General features: G+C 51.9%; 14 protein-coding genes. 5 read left to right on the top strand and 9 right to left on the bottom strand.

Features of this window, described 5'->3' with window-relative positions:
• Window positions 1–91: 91 nt before the first annotated feature.
• From GJJ30_RS27280 to GJJ30_RS27265, 4 genes are all read right to left on the bottom strand, one after another.
• Window positions 92–1087 (bottom strand): mevalonate kinase family protein, encoded by a 996-nt coding sequence (locus tag GJJ30_RS27280; RefSeq protein ID WP_154178315.1) that lies wholly within the window; start codon window positions 1085–1087, stop codon window positions 92–94.
• Window positions 1088–1282: 195 nt separating this feature from the next.
• Window positions 1283–3871: a GH116 family glycosyl-hydrolase gene (locus GJJ30_RS27275; protein WP_154178314.1), complete on the bottom strand. Its 2589-nt coding sequence runs from the start codon at window positions 3869–3871 to the stop codon at window positions 1283–1285.
• Between the two features lie 502 nt (window positions 3872–4373).
• Window positions 4374–4538 (bottom strand): hypothetical protein, encoded by a 165-nt coding sequence (locus tag GJJ30_RS27270; RefSeq protein WP_154178313.1) that lies wholly within the window; start codon window positions 4536–4538, stop codon window positions 4374–4376.
• 16 nt (window positions 4539–4554) lie between these two features.
• Window positions 4555–4926, bottom strand: a complete 372-nt coding sequence (locus GJJ30_RS27265; protein ID WP_154178312.1) for a response regulator — start codon at window positions 4924–4926, stop codon at window positions 4555–4557.
• A gap of 222 nt (window positions 4927–5148) precedes the next feature.
• Between GJJ30_RS27265 and GJJ30_RS27260 the strand changes: the two genes are divergently transcribed.
• Both GJJ30_RS27260 and GJJ30_RS27255 read left to right on the top strand, forming a co-directional pair.
• The gene (locus GJJ30_RS27260) at window positions 5149–6093 is read left to right on the top strand and encodes a ThuA domain-containing protein (protein ID WP_154178311.1); all 945 of its coding nucleotides are present in this window, start codon (window positions 5149–5151) and stop codon (window positions 6091–6093) included.
• A 40-nt stretch (window positions 6094–6133) separates the two neighbouring features.
• Complete coding sequence (locus GJJ30_RS27255) at window positions 6134–6772, top strand: 3-keto-disaccharide hydrolase (protein ID WP_154178310.1); 639 nt, start codon at window positions 6134–6136, stop codon at window positions 6770–6772.
• A gap of 142 nt (window positions 6773–6914) precedes the next feature.
• On the opposite strand, the gene GJJ30_RS27250 is transcribed toward GJJ30_RS27255, so the two are convergent.
• Both GJJ30_RS27250 and GJJ30_RS27245 read right to left on the bottom strand, forming a co-directional pair.
• Window positions 6915–8630, bottom strand: a complete 1716-nt coding sequence (locus GJJ30_RS27250) for a hypothetical protein (protein ID WP_154178309.1) — start codon at window positions 8628–8630, stop codon at window positions 6915–6917.
• Window positions 8631–10001: a Gfo/Idh/MocA family protein gene (locus GJJ30_RS27245; RefSeq protein WP_154178308.1), complete on the bottom strand. Its 1371-nt coding sequence runs from the start codon at window positions 9999–10001 to the stop codon at window positions 8631–8633.
• 198 nt (window positions 10002–10199) lie between these two features.
• Here GJJ30_RS27245 and GJJ30_RS27240 point away from each other — a divergent pair, with 198 nt between their 5' ends.
• The 3 genes from GJJ30_RS27240 to GJJ30_RS27230 all read left to right on the top strand — a co-directional run bounded on the left by GJJ30_RS27240 (window position 10200) and on the right by GJJ30_RS27230 (window position 12937).
• Window positions 10200–12077 carry a heparinase II/III domain-containing protein gene (locus GJJ30_RS27240; RefSeq protein WP_154178307.1) on the top strand — a complete coding sequence of 626 codons (1878 nt, stop codon included), beginning with the start codon at window positions 10200–10202 and terminating at the stop codon, window positions 12075–12077.
• Between the two features lie 163 nt (window positions 12078–12240).
• Complete coding sequence (locus GJJ30_RS27235; protein ID WP_154178306.1) at window positions 12241–12687, top strand: hypothetical protein; 447 nt, start codon at window positions 12241–12243, stop codon at window positions 12685–12687.
• 85 nt (window positions 12688–12772) lie between these two features.
• Window positions 12773–12937, top strand: coding sequence for a hypothetical protein (locus GJJ30_RS27230; RefSeq protein ID WP_154178305.1), 165 nt, complete (start codon window positions 12773–12775; stop codon window positions 12935–12937).
• Here the strand turns inward: GJJ30_RS27230 and GJJ30_RS27225 are convergent.
• From GJJ30_RS27225 to GJJ30_RS27215, 3 genes are all read right to left on the bottom strand, one after another.
• Window positions 12926–13642, bottom strand: a complete 717-nt coding sequence (locus tag GJJ30_RS27225) for a DUF4369 domain-containing protein (protein WP_154178304.1) — start codon at window positions 13640–13642, stop codon at window positions 12926–12928. The genes GJJ30_RS27230 and GJJ30_RS27225 overlap by 12 nt on opposite strands.
• Before the next feature lie 98 nt (window positions 13643–13740).
• Complete coding sequence (locus GJJ30_RS27220; RefSeq protein ID WP_154178303.1) at window positions 13741–14838, bottom strand: fatty acid desaturase family protein; 1098 nt, start codon at window positions 14836–14838, stop codon at window positions 13741–13743.
• Window positions 14839–15350: 512 nt separating this feature from the next.
• Complete coding sequence (locus tag GJJ30_RS27215) at window positions 15351–16709, bottom strand: GH1 family beta-glucosidase (protein ID WP_154178302.1); 1359 nt, start codon at window positions 16707–16709, stop codon at window positions 15351–15353.
• Window positions 16710–16780: the final 71 nt, after the last annotated feature.

Below are 16780 nucleotides of genomic sequence, written 5' to 3'. Positions count from 1 at the left end.
CGATTGAGTGATTGAGCGAAACGACGAACGAAGTTATTGACCAGGAACCGGTTTTCACTCAATCGCACAATCACTCATTCACGCAATAAATTTAAACTACGTATGGCTTGATAACTCGGGCATTCAGGTGTTTCATCTGGACGAACAGGCGGTTGAGCATGTCGTCGTCTTTGTAAATTCCGACGATGGCCCCGCCCGAACCGGCGAACGAAGCCGACGCGCCGATGCGACGGGCCGCCGAAATCATTTCCAGGTTACTTTCACTGATGTTGTAAATGCGTCGGCGCAGGTCGAAATTTTCGTTGACTAGCTCGTGAAGCTGCTCGGTGTCGCTGTTCAAAATCGCTTCGTGACCCCGGCGGGCTACGTCGGCAATGTCCTGCAAGGTCTTGACAACCAGTTCCTCGCCTTTGTCCCAACGCGAGCGAACGTCGTTGTGAATTCGGCCCGACTGTTTCCCGAGCGAAGTTTTGTAGGCGATATACAATTTGGGCAGCAGATGCGGCTCGATGGGTTTGTACTGTCCGTGACCGTTTTTTTCCAGAAATTCCCGATCGAAATTCATGTAAACGCAACCTTCGTAGCATTGAATCACCCGATCCTGAAGGCCGGCCGTGATGCCCAGTTCCTCCGATTCGGTTTTCAAAACCAGCGTTGGCAGCTCAGGCAGCGGAATTTCGACCTGATAGAATCGCATCAGCGCCCGAAAAGTGGCCACAATGATGGCGCTGGAACCGGACAACCCCACCTGACGCGGGATGGAGGTGCTGTACCGAATAGTGAAATTCTTGTTCGGAAGCCGGATATCCCGCTGGTCGCAATATTCACAAAACCGCTTGAGAGCCGCTTTAATGAGCGGCACCCCGCCGTGGTAGCCCAGCGAAGCCACGGCATCACGCAGGTGGTAAATGCTCCGAAATGAGTTGGTGTCCTGTTCCTGAGGTTCGATGTTCAGCTCCGGCGACTCATACAACGACACGGTAGCGCCGAAGTTCCGAACCGAAATGGAGATCGTTTTACCAAAAAAACCGTCAGATGGATTGCCTAAAAGCCCGGCGCGGGCATAGGCGCGAGTTTCAATAATCAAGAGTTCTTCGAATTACGGTAACGTTGGGCGGCAAGTTAGGGGTTAAATGAATAATGAACAATGAAAAATAAACGATTGCGGTTGGGAATCTCGCAAACCGCTGTCAGGGTCGTTGACCGCTGACAGCGGTTTCGGAGGTCCTGTCAGCGGTCAGCGACCCTGACAGCGGCCAATCGAAGCCAGTTTTGAATAAAATCACAACCGTTTCACCAGAAAGTCGAGCGTTTTGCCCGCCGTCAATTCCTGACTTTGCTTAAACGAATGTTTTCCGGCGTTCGCCAGTTGGAATTGCCGGACACGAATTTTTCCATCCAGCACTTGTAAGGACACCCGGTTTGCCGCTCCGTCCGCCGATATCGTACAGGTTCCCCAGGCCGACCCGTTCGACCAGAAATACGTACCGGGCCTCGCCGTCATGGTCATCGACTCGGTGACGCCGGAATACTGAAAACCGCTCCAGGCCAAAACCGCATTCCAGCTCGTCATCGAACGGGCGTAATGATGGCCGCATTCCGGCTCATTAAACGGGTTGCGCTTCCGCCCATCAAAACGGTCGCGGATGCTTTTCATGCATTTCAATGCGTTTTCCGTTTGTCCTTCGTAGATCATGCCCACGGCAGCCGTGTATTCAAAACCGGTCATGGATTCGGCGAAATACGGAAACGGTACTTTCAACCGGCCTTTGGGCCAGCTCGCCATCAGCAGACCGGATTCGTCACCCATGACATACGACCGCATGTTGGTAAAATGATCGGAAAAATTTTCTAAGTAATTGTATTTCATCACACTTTGCAGCGCCGTTTGAATATTCTCCGGTTTTGCCAGATAACCCAATCCGACCATATGGGCCATCATCTGCCCAACCAGTTGGTCCACCAGACAGCCTTTTCCCAACTGGTAATCCGGAATGTTCACCTCCGGTTTTCCTTCCCAATCCAGAAAGGCAAACGTTTTCGGGTCGGTAATTTTGTGTTCGTAATATTCGCCGTTGAACAGATTCTGATCCATCCAGGCCCTGCCTTTCCGGAATAAATCGTCGCATTTTTTAGCCAGTACTTTGTCTTTCATCGCTGTGGCCATTTCGGCGGTGGCTTTCAGTGCGCCCAGATACCAGAACCCCATTTGCGGATTCGGACCAAAATAATCGACGTCCATCGTATTGTGCTGACGACCTTCCATTACGCCGTCCTGATTGCCGTCCCAGCCGCCCTGAATCCAGGCGTAACTCATCACTTTCTTCACCTGCTCCCAGTTTTTCCGTAAAAACTCCGAATTACCGGACAGCTGCCAGTCGCGGTAAAATTTCAAAACCGTACCCATTTGCCCGTCGGCAGCCGCATTTTTCCAGTCCTGCGCTTTCGACAACGGTAACATCACCCGGAAACTCATTTTTCCAATGTCATTGGTGGCGTAATTAAATTCGATGTCCCGCATCGACTGCGACAGATCCGAGAATAGAAAGGCCGTCGCCTGCTCGTAATTCCAGACGTGCGTACACGATCCAAAGCACGAACCAAACTCATCGAAAACGCCTTCCCAGCCCATCATTTGCCCACTCGGAATCCGAAAAACCGTTTGCGAACGCAGAGTTGCCAGATTAAAAAGAGCTGCTTCCCTGATCACTTCCGGGTACGAGCTGGTCACGAACGCATTCACAAACTGCGCGGTTTTCTGCTCCAGAACCGGCAGTTGCGGTAAGGTTTTCGTAATAACGTCCCAGGCGTCGGCGTACTGAGTCGAATAATAATTGCCGATCGTGTTCTGTTCCGGTTGGGCCGAGAACGACGACCAGGCCAGCCGGTTTGGGAAGTTCCAGGTAATAAAAAAGGTATACGTCTGGGTTTGTCCCGGTGCGATGGCTTTCTGAACGGCCAGCGACGCCAGCGGGTCATCGTCCACCAGTTTCGCTTTTTCCGTCAGGCTGCCGTCTTCGCTGAAATCGTCCCAGAAATCGAGCATCGCATTTTCCCAGTCGTTCGATCGCGACGAAGTGCGGTAACTGACGCCCGACGGGCTGTTGGTCGTCAGTGCGATGGTTCCCCAGGCGGGGTCCCGCCGGTTTACACTGTCTGAAAACATGTAAATTCCCTGAACGCCAGCAGCGGTTTTGTACACATTCGTATTCTTTTTAGCGCCGGTTGGAACAATGTCACCTTTCCAGTCTTTTCGGTACTGACTACCGTCTTTGCCAATAAAATTGCGCATCGAACCACAAACTGAAACCGTCAGAGGCTCTTTTCCCGTATTGGTCACTTCATAGGCCAGTACGGCAATCGGGATACCGCTCGCGTCGGCGTTGCCCGGAAGGAACGGATTGAAGCCTTTAATCTTTACACTGACCGGCATTTTATTGTCCGACAAATTCACCTGACCAAAGGGATAAGCCGCATCGAAAGACGCTTCCGAAAAGCGCGGAAAACCGTGCTGATTCACGGGCCGACCTTCGTAATGCAGATATTCGGCGGGATCGAGCGGACCGATCAGGGCTTTGGTCTGAGACTTGCCGCTGGCGGGCTGAACGTGGATGGCAAAGAACGGGGCGTTGTTGCCGACCGTCACCGTGCTGAAACCTTTGGCCGGTTTGTTCATGATTTCCCAGTCGCGCAACTCACCCCGACCGCCCAGCGAAACCGTCCCGGTGCCGATGCCGCCCAGCGGCAGAGCGATGTGGTACAGGTGGTTTTTATCATAGTGCTTCAGGGTCGGCCACGGTCCTGGCTGCCACTGAGCAAAAACCGTCTGTGCACTGAAAGCAAGCAGAACAAAAAGGCGACGAACATTCATGGATTCAGGGTTTTTAATTCCAAAAATGGTAAAAATTTAAGTGGTATTAAGTAGACAAACAGAGAATTTTTCGCTAAGTAAAATTACGCATACTTTAACTAATTTCGGTCAAATTGGCCAAAATGGCATGTATTTTGATGCATACATGGTAAATCACCGCCTATACTAATTAATTAACTTAAAAAGCTCACTCAACAGGATCGAAAGTCACATGCATGCAGTCTACTTTATCGGGGTTTCAATATTCCTTTATGGATTGATCGCAGGCTATTATGTCTATTCTGCTTTCCAGAATTCGCAAAAACCGCTTCACAAAATACGTCGACTGGTCACTGCGCTGGTTGTTGTAGTTGTTGCTTTTTTGCTGGGATGGGCATCCCTGGGAGGTCTTATTAAAAGTGTGCCAATGCACTGATTAAGGTGCATTCGCATCCCTTATTGAATCGTCATTTCTGTCCCGCCCTTTATGAACGAACATACCTGGTTTGCAGTATTGCAAGCCTTACCAACTGCTATTGATATTCCGCTGGTTATTTTCGATAACCCGGTTCAGGCCGAAGCCTGGATTCTGCTGAATGGTTTTGAAGAAGACAAATTGTGGATTGTTACCAACGACGATCTTAAGTACTGGGTGGTCGCTCCCGAAGTAGGTAACCAGCTGATTCATATGGGTTTTACGAAAATCACAGCGACACTCCCACCAGTTCCTCAACCAGCTTTAAAAGCTCGCGGGGGTGGAAAGGTTTAGACAAATACGCATCGGCCTGGTTAACTGAAATCGTATTCTGATTCAGGATCGCCAGATCGATTGAAACGGCGACAATGGCAATCGGTGCACCGGCCACTTTCCGCGCTTCCCGGATTACTTCCGTACCATCTCCACTGGGCAAATGCATGTCGGCTACCACCACATCCGGTTTGTGTTGGTTGAGCAGGCTAATTGCTTGTTGAACATCAGCGGCCTGATAAATGATGTAGCCCGCACGCTGCAAAGCGTCAACCATCATTTTACGTTGTGAAGAATGATCTTCAACAACCAATACCGACTTTTTCATTCGTGAAATGCAAAATTGGTAGAGATGTATATTATCAGAAGAATATCGGTAGTAGACAGAGTACCGATCACGGTGCAAATACCAGACCAGTTCCGCAGAAAGTTTGTATTCGGTATTTTAACGCATACCCGCTATCCCACTAAATCTGTGCCAATCCGGACGACCTTTCAGTAGTTATACCCCGCAAAATACTTTTCCCACTGACCCGAAAAGAAATTTGCGATGCGCACCCTGCTTTCCCTGTCCCTGGTTGGTTTGCTGCTAAGTCTGAGCAGTTTTTTACCGGCTTTTCGTCCGGATGACGAACCATTGTCGGCACCGAAACGTCCCGTTACTCAGAAAAACTCCCTGGTTAATGCCCCCAAACGGGTGGTTTTTATTGCCGGAAGTTGCAGTCATGGCGCCGGACAGCACGAGCACAAAGCCGGTTGTATTTTACTGGCGAAACGGTTGCACGAAAGCATTCCATCCATCGAAACGGAGGTGTTTACCGACGGCTGGCCCGCTAGTCCGGCCGCTTTTGACAAGGCCGATGCCGTCGTCATCTACGGCGATGGTGGCGAAGGACACCTGATCAACCAGCACCTGAAACCGGTCGATGCACTCATGAAAAAAGGCGTGGGCCTGGTCTGTATTCATTACGCCGTCGAAGTTCCGAAAGGCCCGGCGGGCAACTATTTTCTGAATTGGCTGGGCGGTTACTTCGAAACGTTCTGGTCGGTGAATCCGGTTTGGACGGCGGAGTATAAAACGCTGCCGGATCACGCCATTACCACCGGGGTAAAACCGTTTACGATCAACGATGAGTGGTATTACCACATGCGGTTTCGAAACCATATGGACGGGGTGACGCCCCTGCTGACCACGGTTCCGCCCGCATCGACGCTGGATCGGGCCGACGGTCCACACGAGGGTAACAAGGATGTTCGGGCTGAATTGGCAGCGGGAAAACCGCAGCACACCGCCTGGTGCCGCGAACGAGCCGACGGAGGGCGCGGTTTCGGTATTACCGGTGGCCACTTCCACCGGGTCTGGGCCGACGACAATTTGCGAAAACTGGTCCTGAATGCCATCGCCTGGGTTGCCAGGGCCGATATTCCCGCCGGTGGTGTTCCATCGTCAACCCCATCCAAAGAGGAAATGGGCGAGAACCAATGCCCGCACTGAGCAGATCCTAAACGCTATTTTACAAACCATCCCAGATCCCATGAAATTTTCACTTCTTTCCACACTTATAGGCGGAGCCATTCTGGCGGGTTTTATCACCCATTCGCCCCAAAAAACCGCCCGGCTTTTCGACGGAAAAACGTTCCGGGGCTGGGAGGGCGACACGATCAAAACCTGGCGAATCCGCGATGGGGCGCTGGTGGGTGGTTCGCTGACCGAAACCGTGCCGCACAATGACTTTCTGTGTACCACCCGCTCCTACGCCAACTTCATCATGCGCGTGAAATTCAAACTGCTGGGCACCGAAGGTTTCATTAACACGGGTGTTCAGTTTCGCAGCAAACGACTTACCAATCCGGCTTACGAAATGACTGGTTATCAGGCTGATCTGGGCAAAGGATATTGGGCCAGCCTGTACGACGAATCGCGCCGGAACAAAACCCTGATCGCGCCGGACTCGGCTCTGGTCAAGAAAATACTTAAACCAAACGACTGGAATGACTACGAAATCCGGGCCGAAAACCGGCGCATCCGCCTTTATCTGAACGGAAAACAAACCGTGGATTATACGGAACCGGATCAAACGATCCCGCAGGAAGGGCTGATTGGATTGCAGATCCACGGCGGTGGAAAGGCGGAAGTTCACTACAAAGACATTACGCTGGAGGAATTGCCGTAATATTGTCAGGCAGGATTCTACCAAAACTCCTTTCAAATAAATAAACCTGTAAGGTTTTCAAATGACCTTACAGGTTTATTCGTCAAGGTTTATAGGTTTCAACTTGCCGCGCGCAGGATCACTGACAATAGAGTGTCAGCTACTACGAAAGCCGGATCGTGTGTTCAAAAGGGGTAAAACCGGTCAGGTAAACGGTTAGCGCATCCATCGGCGGCAAAGCTCCCCGCAACACGACACCTTTGTGCAGAGCCTTGCCCGGCCCAAACGTAATAGTGTCTTTTCCAACTGTATACGTCCCGGATTGGCCACTCAACAAATGGGCATTGGCACGGGTCGGATGTTTGGTAACGCCCGCCAGCGTACCGCCCTGCCGAAAAATCAGTTCCACGGAAACCGGAACATTTTCGGTACCGGTAATCTGAATCTGAGCCTCCATCCCATTGCTGGTTTCGCGGATCGTCACTTTCGCTTCGTAATCCTGCACGTTCGTTTGTTTCCGTTTGGCGTGGGGCATTTTCTCCCAGTTGCCCGCCGGATCAATCTCGTTTTTGGCAACGGGCTGGTAATAAGGCCCTTTCAGGGATTGGGTCAGCACCCAGCTATCCCCCTGTTTTTCAATATTTTCAGTCTGAAACTGGCCTTTCCCGAAAAAGGAAGCCGACACCCGCACTCCTTGTAAAACCGCTTCGCCTTTCGAAAACGTGAGAAAAACCGGATTGGTTTTCAATATCGTGCTGTCCCAATTTCCCCGCCGAATCCGGACCAGCCCCGAAAACGGGAACGGTTTTACGTAATGAGTCGGTAGTGGTTTGTCCGGGGGCAATTCGCTCCAGAACGCCGGATCATCCAGAAAATAGTCCAGAAAATGAACGCCTTTCATCAGCACGGTTTTCTCGATTTGACGGGCTAACGCGGCCAGTTCGCCGTTTTTATCCCGCAAAGCCATAAACCGGGCCGGGTAGTAATAGCCTTCCAGCGTGCCGACCAGCGCTTTGTCCTGCCGTCCCGAAGCGTCCGAAACCACCTCGCCGTTCGGATGAATGTAGTAGAGCGTCATCGCCAGATTTCTCCGCACATAGTCGAACAACTCCGGCTTGTTCATCCCCTTCGCAATCGTGATCAGCAGGCGGTCGGTCAGGGGCGAGTAAATCAGCGTGCTGCGCTCGTTGTACTGGCCGTCCTCATCCATGTCGATGTGTTCGCCCAGCCACTGTTCGATCCGTTTGACATAGCGATCGTCGGGCCAGAGCACGTTCAGCTTGGTCAGGGCCGCCGACACCACCCAGCGGTGGTTCGGAGTGTGGATTCCGCCAACCGTCAGGGCTTCGCCCGCTCGTTGCAGAAACGTCTTCAAAGACGGCAAAACCGTCTCCATACCGGGTGCACCGGAACGGTTCAGCAACGAATAACCGGTCGTTAATCGCTTGACAATGAAACCGGTATCGGGCGTTGAATGAAAATTGGTAGAGGGCAAATCGATCGTACCGTCCGAATGCTGAATTTTCAGCAGGTATTGAATCGCCTGACCGGTTTCGGCCAGCAATTCCTTTGAGCGGTAAAACGTTGATTCCGGGCAGGAAATAGCGCAACAGCACCGCCGGACATAATCGGCGGTCGACTGGGCATTCGGAATGTCCTCTCCGTCTTTCACGCCCCCGAAAGCCGGGCTGGCGGCTTCTTTGATGCGGTAAGCCCTGATTTGATCGATATGCTGATCGTTGACTTTGATAATTTCAAGCAGCCAGGCGGGTTTGACTGGGGGTGCAATCGCAAAGGAACGGGCGAGCGATGCCGTTGTCAACGTGGGTAAACTGCATAGCGAGACCGTTCCGAAGCGGACAAATGTACGTCGATCCATCTATACTTTCTTCGGATCAGGGTGAACCCAGGGACTCCGGTATTTCCGGGCCAGCATGGCAGTTGCTTCCTTGTCGCCAACGACCTCCCGTTTCTGCGGATCATAAACCATGGGGCGCTTGAGGTCCATCGAAAGGTTAGCCAGCAAGCAACTCGCGGTTGAAATATGACCTTCCTCAATATCGGCCACCGGGCGGCTCTTCTTCTCGATGGCGGCCAGGAAGTCGAGCATGTGCAGCCGGGTTGCCGGGGCCGCATTCAGCTCAATACGTTCCTCGGTGTTGTCTTCCGGGTATTTTTCTTTTTCGTAAACGACATCCTTATGGATTTTCTCGCCGTCTTTGGCCTGCGGAATAAAGTCGTATTGCATGGTGCTGGCCCACAGCGTTCCTTTGTCTCCGTACAGCGTAAATGACCACGGATAAGCCGGGTTGTTGGGCGAGCCCCAGGTGCGATGCTGCCACACGCAGTTCAGTTCAGGGTATTCAAAAACCGCCGATTGCGTATCGGAAATATTGGATTTGCCTTCCTTCTGGACGTAAATACCGCCTTCCGAGCTGATTTTGGTCGGCCAGCCGAGCTTCAGCATCCAGCGAACGGTGTCGAACATGTGGATACACATGTCGCCCATAATCCCGTTGCCATATTCTTTAAAGGTCCGCCACCAGCGGATGTGGGGCAAGCCATCGTACGGTCGCAGCGGTGCCGGTCCGGTCCACATTTCATAATCCAGAAAAGCCGGAACGGGCTGCGTCGGCGGATTACCATTGGCCCGCATGTGAATGTAGCAGCACATTTCGACGTGCGACACTTTCCCCAGCAAACCGGCGTCCACAATGTTTTTCTTGGCTTCGATCAGGTGGGGCGTACTTTTGCGCTGCGTCCCGACCTGCACCACTTTATTGTATTTCCGGGCTGCAGCCACCATGGCTTCGCCTTCCATGACATCGACGCTGATCGGTTTCTGCACATAAACGTTCGCTCCCGCTTTAACGGCGTCAATCGCCTGAAGTGCGTGCCAGTGGTCGGGCGTCCCGATCAGCACGATATCTAACTGATTTTCAGCCAGCAACTTCCGGTAATCGCCGTAAAGCTTGGGCGTTTTGCCGGATTTTTGCCGCTGACTAACGAGCTTGGCGGCCGCGTCCAGCTGGTTTTTATCCACGTCGCAGAGGGCTATCACTTCGACGGGAGCTACCTGAATCAGACGGAATAAATCGCTTTTTCCGTACCAGCCGGTACCGATCAGCGCCACCCGCCAGGTTTTTCCCTGGTAGGGCATATCCATTCCGTAAGCTCCCAGCGTGGAAAGAGCGAGCGACGCCGTGGCGCCTTGCAGAAATCGACGTCGATTGATGTTAAGAAGATCCATTTAATTGAAGGTTTCGGACGGTAGACGCCGGGGTTTTAGATTTGTTATTATGTACCTTTTACATAAAGGTATAAACGTTAAAAAACTACCAACTTCGCAAAAATTTCTTTTAAAAACCGGTCCGGCGAAACGGGTAGACCAGCCGCTGAAACCGGTTTATGCTACTAAAAACGAAACTCCCTCCCAATTCTACTTATTATGAAATCCGTCCTGAAGTTACTGGCCGTCCTGTTGCTCACTTCTGCTTCGGCAACGGCGCAGACGGATCACCTCGGCACCCAGGTTTCCCTGCCCAATCACCCGCGCATTCTGCTGCTCAAAGGCGAAGAAGCCGCCATCAAACGGACCGTTGAGTCGGATAAAACGTGGGAGAAAATGCACGGAATCATCCTGGCCGAATGCGACGCACTGCTGGGTGAGCCGCCCATCGAGCGGATTCAGATCGGGCGACGATTGCTCGGTAAATCCCGGGAAGGGTTGCGCCGGATTTTCTTTCTGTCCTACGCCTGGCGGATGACCCAGCAGGAAAATTACCTCCGCCGGGCCGAAAAGGAACTGATTGCCATTTCCGGTTTCAGCGACTGGAATCCGTCGCACTTTCTGGACGTCGGCGAAATGACCATGGCCGTAGCGATCGGTTACGACTGGCTGTATTACGGTTTATCCGAGCAATCGCGGCAAATCATTAAAACCGCTATTCTCAAAAATGGCATTGAACCATCCCTTGATTCCAAGTACAATAACTGGCTGAATGTCAGCAATAACTGGAATCAGGTTTGTAACGCCGGGATGGCCTACGGGGCGCTCGCCATTTTCGAAGATCAACCCCAACTGGCCAGAAATATCATTAATCGGGCCATCAGCTCGGTCGTTTTACCGATGAACGATTACAAACCGGACGGTGCTTATCCCGAAGGCTACAGCTACTGGGGCTACGGCACGAGCTTCAACGTGATGCTGATCAGTGCGTTGGAAAAAGCATTCGGCAGCGATTACGGCTTGGCGGCTCAATCCGGTTTTCTGAAAACCGCAGCGTATCTGGAAAACATGACCGGTCCAACGGGCAATGCGTTCAATTATTCGGATTCAGGTCTGGCTGGAGGATTGGAATCGGCCATGTTCTGGTTTTCCAACAAACTGAAAGATCCGTCGTTGCTGTGGGTTGAACGCAACCATTTGCTGAACGACGGTGCCAACCGGTTTGTCAAAGACCGGCTGCTGCCATCGGTGATGCTGTGGAGTGCCGGCGTTGGTATCTCGTCCATGAAAGAACCGAAGGAATTGATGTGGGTGGGGGCCGGAAAAACGCCGGTGGCCCTGATGCGCTCTTCCTGGACCGATCCGGCGGCTATTTTTCTGGGCGTCAAGGGCGGAAGTCCCTCGATGAACCACGCCCACATGGACGCCGGATCGTTCGTGATGGATGCGGATGGCGTTCGGTGGGCGATGGATTTTGGGATGCAGGACTACGAATCGCTGGAATCCAAGGGCGTCGATTTGTGGAACAAGAAGCAGGATTCGCAACGGTGGCAGGTGTTTCGCTACAACAATTACACCCACAATACATTGACAATCAACGACAAAATGCAGCAAGTCGCCGGAGATGCCCTGATTATCTCTTCATCGAAAAATCCCGCGTTCATGAATGCCGTTACAGATCTGACGTCCATTTACAATCAATCGGTATTGAAAGCCGTGCGGGGTGTGGCGCTGGTCAACAAAGCCTACGTCGTGGTTCGGGATGAGCTGGAAACCGCCCCCGCCGAAACCGCCGTTCGCTGGACGATGCTGACTCCGGCCGACGTCAAACTGGTAGGCAAGAACCGGGCGGAACTGACCAAAGACGGTAAAAAGTTGATTCTGGAAGTACGGGAACCGGCCAACGTTGAGCTAAAAACCTGGTCCACCGCCCCCCCCCATACTTACGATGCGCCCAACCCCGGCACGATTCGGGTGGGCTTCGAAATAAAAGTCCCCGCCAATTCCAAAACCGCCCTGACGGTTTTGCTCATCCCCGAAAAAGCCGCCAAAACCGCCAGGGAAAAAGTGAAACCGCTGAGCGCTTGGGGGAAATAGGTTTACGGTTTTTGGTTTACGGTTGGCGGACGCGTTCATTCTTAAAATATCGAATAACGAAATAGGAATGCATCAACCACCGTAAACCGAAAACGATAAATCGTAAACCAATAACCATTTTCAGTCCGGCGGGTTATGAGATTGGACTATTTCCTACCGATCTATGAAAACCCTTGGTTTTGTATTGGCCGTGCTGCTCATGGCGGGCTGCAAAAATGACCATCCGCCCAAATTATTGAAGGAAGTCGAAGTACGAAAAGAAGGAGTCGATGGCCTGGTGGTTTCAGTTGCGCTGGTGGATGAGGACGACAAACCGACCAGCGCTACGGGGCTGCTACTGATTGAAATTCAGGGTATATCCAGTAAGGACTCAGTTTTTACGGTTTCCGAACTGGATACGGCATTGACAGAAGCCAGTTTCCGTCCGCTTACGTTTGGACAAGGCTCGCTGAAAAAAAAGATGCTGGGTTTTGAAACAACTCCCATTCCGTACAAGACCTCGACTCAACAGCAGGACTACCAGAAAACCAGCAAAAAAGGGCTTATGCTGGTTTCGTTTAAACCGGATGGCGGTCCTGTCCTCCAGCAAACGGTAACGTACGAATATTGACCCTCTAAGTAAATTCTAAGCAGATATTCAGGCCGATTTAAGAATCGGCGGGCAATTTTGGGTCGTTAAACAACCTGAAATTACCATGATTTTGCCATTCCAAAACCACATTCAGACGAGGCCGAACCGGTTTGCCAGTTATTACAACCAGTTCGGAAAACCGTCGCAAAAAAAACCGCAGCCCGACCGTCCCGACTGGCTGGTGGTTTTCACCTTCGTAATGATTGCGCTGACGTTGCTATTTAGCTGATGGAAGCGGGTTTCCTTTCTTCCCGGCCTGATCCAGAATTTCCCGGCCGAAACCGGAGTTTTGCCAGGCTGGCGCTAAGGTCTGATACATTTCGAGATAATCCGCCTTTGTCAGGTAATTACCTAAGGTACAAAGCGTTGGCAGAGCAGCGCCAACGGCGGTAGTGCGGTTTTGCTGAACGTAGGATTTTAGTAAATCGATCCGTTCGGCAGTCATTTCATCCATTATTTTTTTCAAGGGATTCGCGTTGGCCGTGTCGTTCTTTGTCGTCAGGGCCTCGAAGACCTGCTTAATCCGAAACCGCTGATAGCCAATCTGTTGATCCTCTTTCCACCACTCCTTCCAAATCCGGTCGATGTCCGAGCCATGAATGGTTACGCTATCGTAAACCGGTCTGGTTCCTTCGACCTTGACGGAGCGGTTGTCCAGCAAAATATCCGCCAGTTTCATGCTGAGGCTACCCTTCCCGGCATACAGGTAGGTATGCGCCGTTTCGGCCATGTGCCCGTTCATGACAAACCGCTCCTGCCGAACCACCGCCGAGTCAATGATTTTCCGTTTTCCTCCGTCGATCAGGTACAGCTTGGTTTGATCGGGCAGGCCCTGAATGTGGCCCATGACGCGGTAACCACCGGGCTGCTGCGCAAAACAGATTGCCGGGAAAAACAGGAGAAAAAAAATCGGAAGCAGCTGACAGGATTTCATTGGCAGGGCGATTAGGTTATCTACCTGCAAAGACGAATAAACCCGGTTTTTATTACACGTACCCACAGACTTTAGTCTGTGGGTACGTGTCTACATGTTCAAGCTGCTTCAGCCAGTTCAGCGCGGCCCTGCCGTTTCAGGATACGGTAATGCGAATGCAGGGCGGAAAGAAACGACCGGTTTTCCAGGTACGGCAATTCAAATTCCTGAGCGGTTTGCCGCACAATGGCCGTGATCGCCGGATAATGAATGTGGCAAACCTTCGGAAACAGGTGGTGTTCGATCTGGCGGTTTAAGCCACCACAGAAAAAAGCTGCCGTTTTACTGCGGGGAGCAAAATTAGCGGTGGTGCGCAGTTGATGAACCGCCCAGGCTTCCTGAATACTCATGCCGTTGACCGGAACCGGAAATGAGGTCCCTTCCACCAGGTGTGCCAGTTGAAAAACGATGGCGATGAGCGCCCCTTCCACCAGATGCATGACCACAAAACCCAGCAAAACCTGCCACCAGGCCAGATTCAGCACCAGGTACGGCAGCACCAGAAAGCAGAAATAGTATGCTGCTTTAGTTGCAAATAAGGTAACGTATTCGTGCCGGGGATGGCGCGGGTTGGCGTGCTGACCGATTTTTTTCTGGAAAAATTTCACAAAATCTTTCCGAAAAACCCAGGAGAGCGAGGTCAGCGAATACAGCGGCAGGGCGTACAGGTGCTGATAGCGCTGCCAGGGCCGGTAATCTTCGCCATCCTCCAGCCGGATCAGCCCCGGTGCTACGTCGATATCCTCGTCGTGCCCGAAAATATTCGTGTAGGTGTGATGGACGATATTGTGCGAAATTTTCCAGACGTACGGGTTGGCCCCAATGAAGTAGAAGCTACTCCCGAGCAGTTTATTGAGCCAGCTTCGGGACGAAAACGCGCCGTGAATGGCATCGTGCGATACGTTGAAGCCAATAAAAGCCGCAAATATGCCCAGCAAAACGGCCAATCCCAGCATTGTCCAGGTATTGAACAGGTCGGAAATGATCAGGCCATAGAGAAGCCCGTAGCCACCCAGAAAGAAAATGGTTTTAAACCACATGGCGAAGTTGGCGTTGGGCGAAATACCGTTTTCCTTGAAATAGGCATCAACTCGTTTGCGGGCGGTGGCGAAAAATTGCGACCGACTGGTATTGCTAAATTTTACGGGTGTTTGCATCAAAAAAATCAGTTGACGTGCCGACCGGTTTCCTGAAATTCTCTTCGGATCGGGTAGCAAATTCCCGGGACCAAAGAAGATGATAACGAAACGAAATCACTCAGGCGGGGTTTATCCGGAACACCAGCGAACGTCCTTAATTAGTCATTAATTAGATTAAAATCAGGGTTTGAATGAAGGGCATACTGCCAGACCAAACTGTTTTTGAACTTTTACAACATGGAAATTTACCACCCAATTTTCTATTTGCAACATCCGAACGGATTAATTTACACAAACGGTCCAAAGCTTTCTTACTTAAACAACAGGAAGACAATGACTTGTACCAAAACACAAAACTCCGACAAACCGCCGGAGCCTGTGCTCTACCAACCTATGATGAAAAACACGTGTCTTTCAACATTATAGAGTAGCACAACGGGCCATTATCACCATTATTTCCAAACTATTTTTCAGAAACCGGGAAATAATATAAAGAAACCGGTTTCTGATCCCGAATGGATGCCTTTAGATTAGCGGGTCAGGAACTCCCGAAACCAGTTACCCGACTCTTTCACAATCCGTTGCTGCGTTGGATAGTCGATATAAATCAGTCCGAAACGGGGCCGATAGCCCTCTGCCCACTCAAAGTTATCCATCAGCGACCAGGCAAAATAACCGCCCACCCGAAAGCCTTCCTGCTTGGCCCGCAAGACCTGACGGAGGTAATTCTGGTAAAATGCAACCCGCTGGGGATCATTGACTTGGCCGTTGTGAAGGTGATCCGGAAAAGCCGCTCCGTTTTCCGTAATAATGATTTCTTTCACTTTTTCGTAAGCCGAAAACTGACGAATTACCTGATAGATTCCTTCCGGAAACACCTCCCAGTCCATCGCCGTGGTTTCCGCCACGTTCCGCTGTTTGGGCTTCACTTCCCGCGCCCAGACGTAGGGCGTAAACCAGTCATGCCGAACCACCAGCCGGAAATAATTCTGCAACCCGATAAAATCGAAATCAAAAACCGCCCGCTGCAAATCGCCCAGACTGGTGTATTTCGCCAGCAGTTGCTTCAACAGGGGCGCTTCCCGAACCGGGTAGCCCAATCCCAGGCTGGGTTCGATAAAAAGCCGGTTGCCCAGCGCATCGATCCGGGCCACGGCCTGAAAATCCCGAACGGAATGCGTATGCGGTGCAACGGGTGCACAAAAAAGCGTGGTACCGATCCGGGCGTTGGGCACATTCCGGCGAATAATCCGACCGCCTTCGCCCTGACAAATAACCGCATGGTGGACGGCAGGCAGAAAATTCCATAACCCCCGCCGACCGGGCGCGTGAATACCGGCAAAATAACCGCCTGCCGTAAAAACCAGCGGTTCGTTCAGTACCATCCAGTTTTTCACTTTATGCCCAAACGCTTTGGTGCAGCACTCGACGTATTCTGAAAACCAGCGAATAACCGCCCGGTTGGTCCAGCCGCCTTTGGCTTCGAGCGCCTGCGGCAGATCCCAGTGGTAGAGCGTCACCCAGGGTTCGATGCCCATTGCCAGACAGGTGTCGATCAGCCGGTCGTAAAACGCCAGCCCCTGTTCATTGACCCGGCCGGTTCCGTCGGGCAAGATCCTGGACCATGAAAGTGAAAACCGGAAAGCCCGGAAACCCATGCTCTTCAGTAACGCCAGATCTTCTTCGTAGCGGTGGTAAAAATCACAGGCTACGTCGCCATGATCACGAAATTGCCCCCAGCGTTTGCTGTGCGTAAAGGTGTCCCAAATGGAAGCCCCGCGTCCGTCGGTCTGGTGCGCTCCCTCAATCTGGTAAGCCGCCGTAGCCGCCCCCCAGACAAAGTCGGTTCCAAAATCGTGACGGGAAAATGAAAGTGATGAAGTAGACAAGCGTGATCCAAAAACAAGATTAAACGCGGAAAGGTAGCGGGTTTCGCCCGGCAACGGACCGCCCGGTTTAT

This window comes from Larkinella terrae (genome assembly GCF_009668025.1).
GTDB classification, from domain to species: Bacteria; Bacteroidota; Bacteroidia; order Cytophagales; family Spirosomataceae; genus Larkinella; species Larkinella terrae.
The sequence above is the reverse complement of the archived record's forward strand: the minus strand, read 5'-3'. Positions and strand labels throughout refer to the sequence as shown.

What these genes read in the sequence shown, in the direction of transcription:
- GJJ30_RS27275 (WP_154178314.1), bottom strand. Translation starts at nt 3,871, where the DNA reads ATGAATGTTCGTCGCCTTTTTGTTCTGCTTGCTTTCAGTGCACAGACG.
- GJJ30_RS27270 (WP_154178313.1), bottom strand. Translation starts at nt 4,538, where the DNA reads ATGAATCAGCTGGTTACCTACTTCGGGAGCGACCACCCAGTACTTAAG.
- GJJ30_RS27265 (WP_154178312.1), bottom strand. Translation starts at nt 4,926, where the DNA reads ATGAAAAAGTCGGTATTGGTTGTTGAAGATCATTCTTCACAACGTAAA.
- GJJ30_RS27260 (WP_154178311.1), top strand. Translation starts at nt 5,149, where the DNA reads ATGCGCACCCTGCTTTCCCTGTCCCTGGTTGGTTTGCTGCTAAGTCTG.
- GJJ30_RS27255 (WP_154178310.1), top strand. Translation starts at nt 6,134, where the DNA reads ATGAAATTTTCACTTCTTTCCACACTTATAGGCGGAGCCATTCTGGCG.
- GJJ30_RS27250 (WP_154178309.1), bottom strand. Translation starts at nt 8,630, where the DNA reads ATGGATCGACGTACATTTGTCCGCTTCGGAACGGTCTCGCTATGCAGT.
- GJJ30_RS27245 (WP_154178308.1), bottom strand. Translation starts at nt 10,001, where the DNA reads ATGGATCTTCTTAACATCAATCGACGTCGATTTCTGCAAGGCGCCACG.
- GJJ30_RS27240 (WP_154178307.1), top strand. Translation starts at nt 10,200, where the DNA reads ATGAAATCCGTCCTGAAGTTACTGGCCGTCCTGTTGCTCACTTCTGCT.
- GJJ30_RS27235 (WP_154178306.1), top strand. Translation starts at nt 12,241, where the DNA reads ATGAAAACCCTTGGTTTTGTATTGGCCGTGCTGCTCATGGCGGGCTGC.
- GJJ30_RS27230 (WP_154178305.1), top strand. Translation starts at nt 12,773, where the DNA reads ATGATTTTGCCATTCCAAAACCACATTCAGACGAGGCCGAACCGGTTT.
- GJJ30_RS27225 (WP_154178304.1), bottom strand. Translation starts at nt 13,642, where the DNA reads ATGAAATCCTGTCAGCTGCTTCCGATTTTTTTTCTCCTGTTTTTCCCG.
- GJJ30_RS27220 (WP_154178303.1), bottom strand. Translation starts at nt 14,838, where the DNA reads ATGCAAACACCCGTAAAATTTAGCAATACCAGTCGGTCGCAATTTTTC.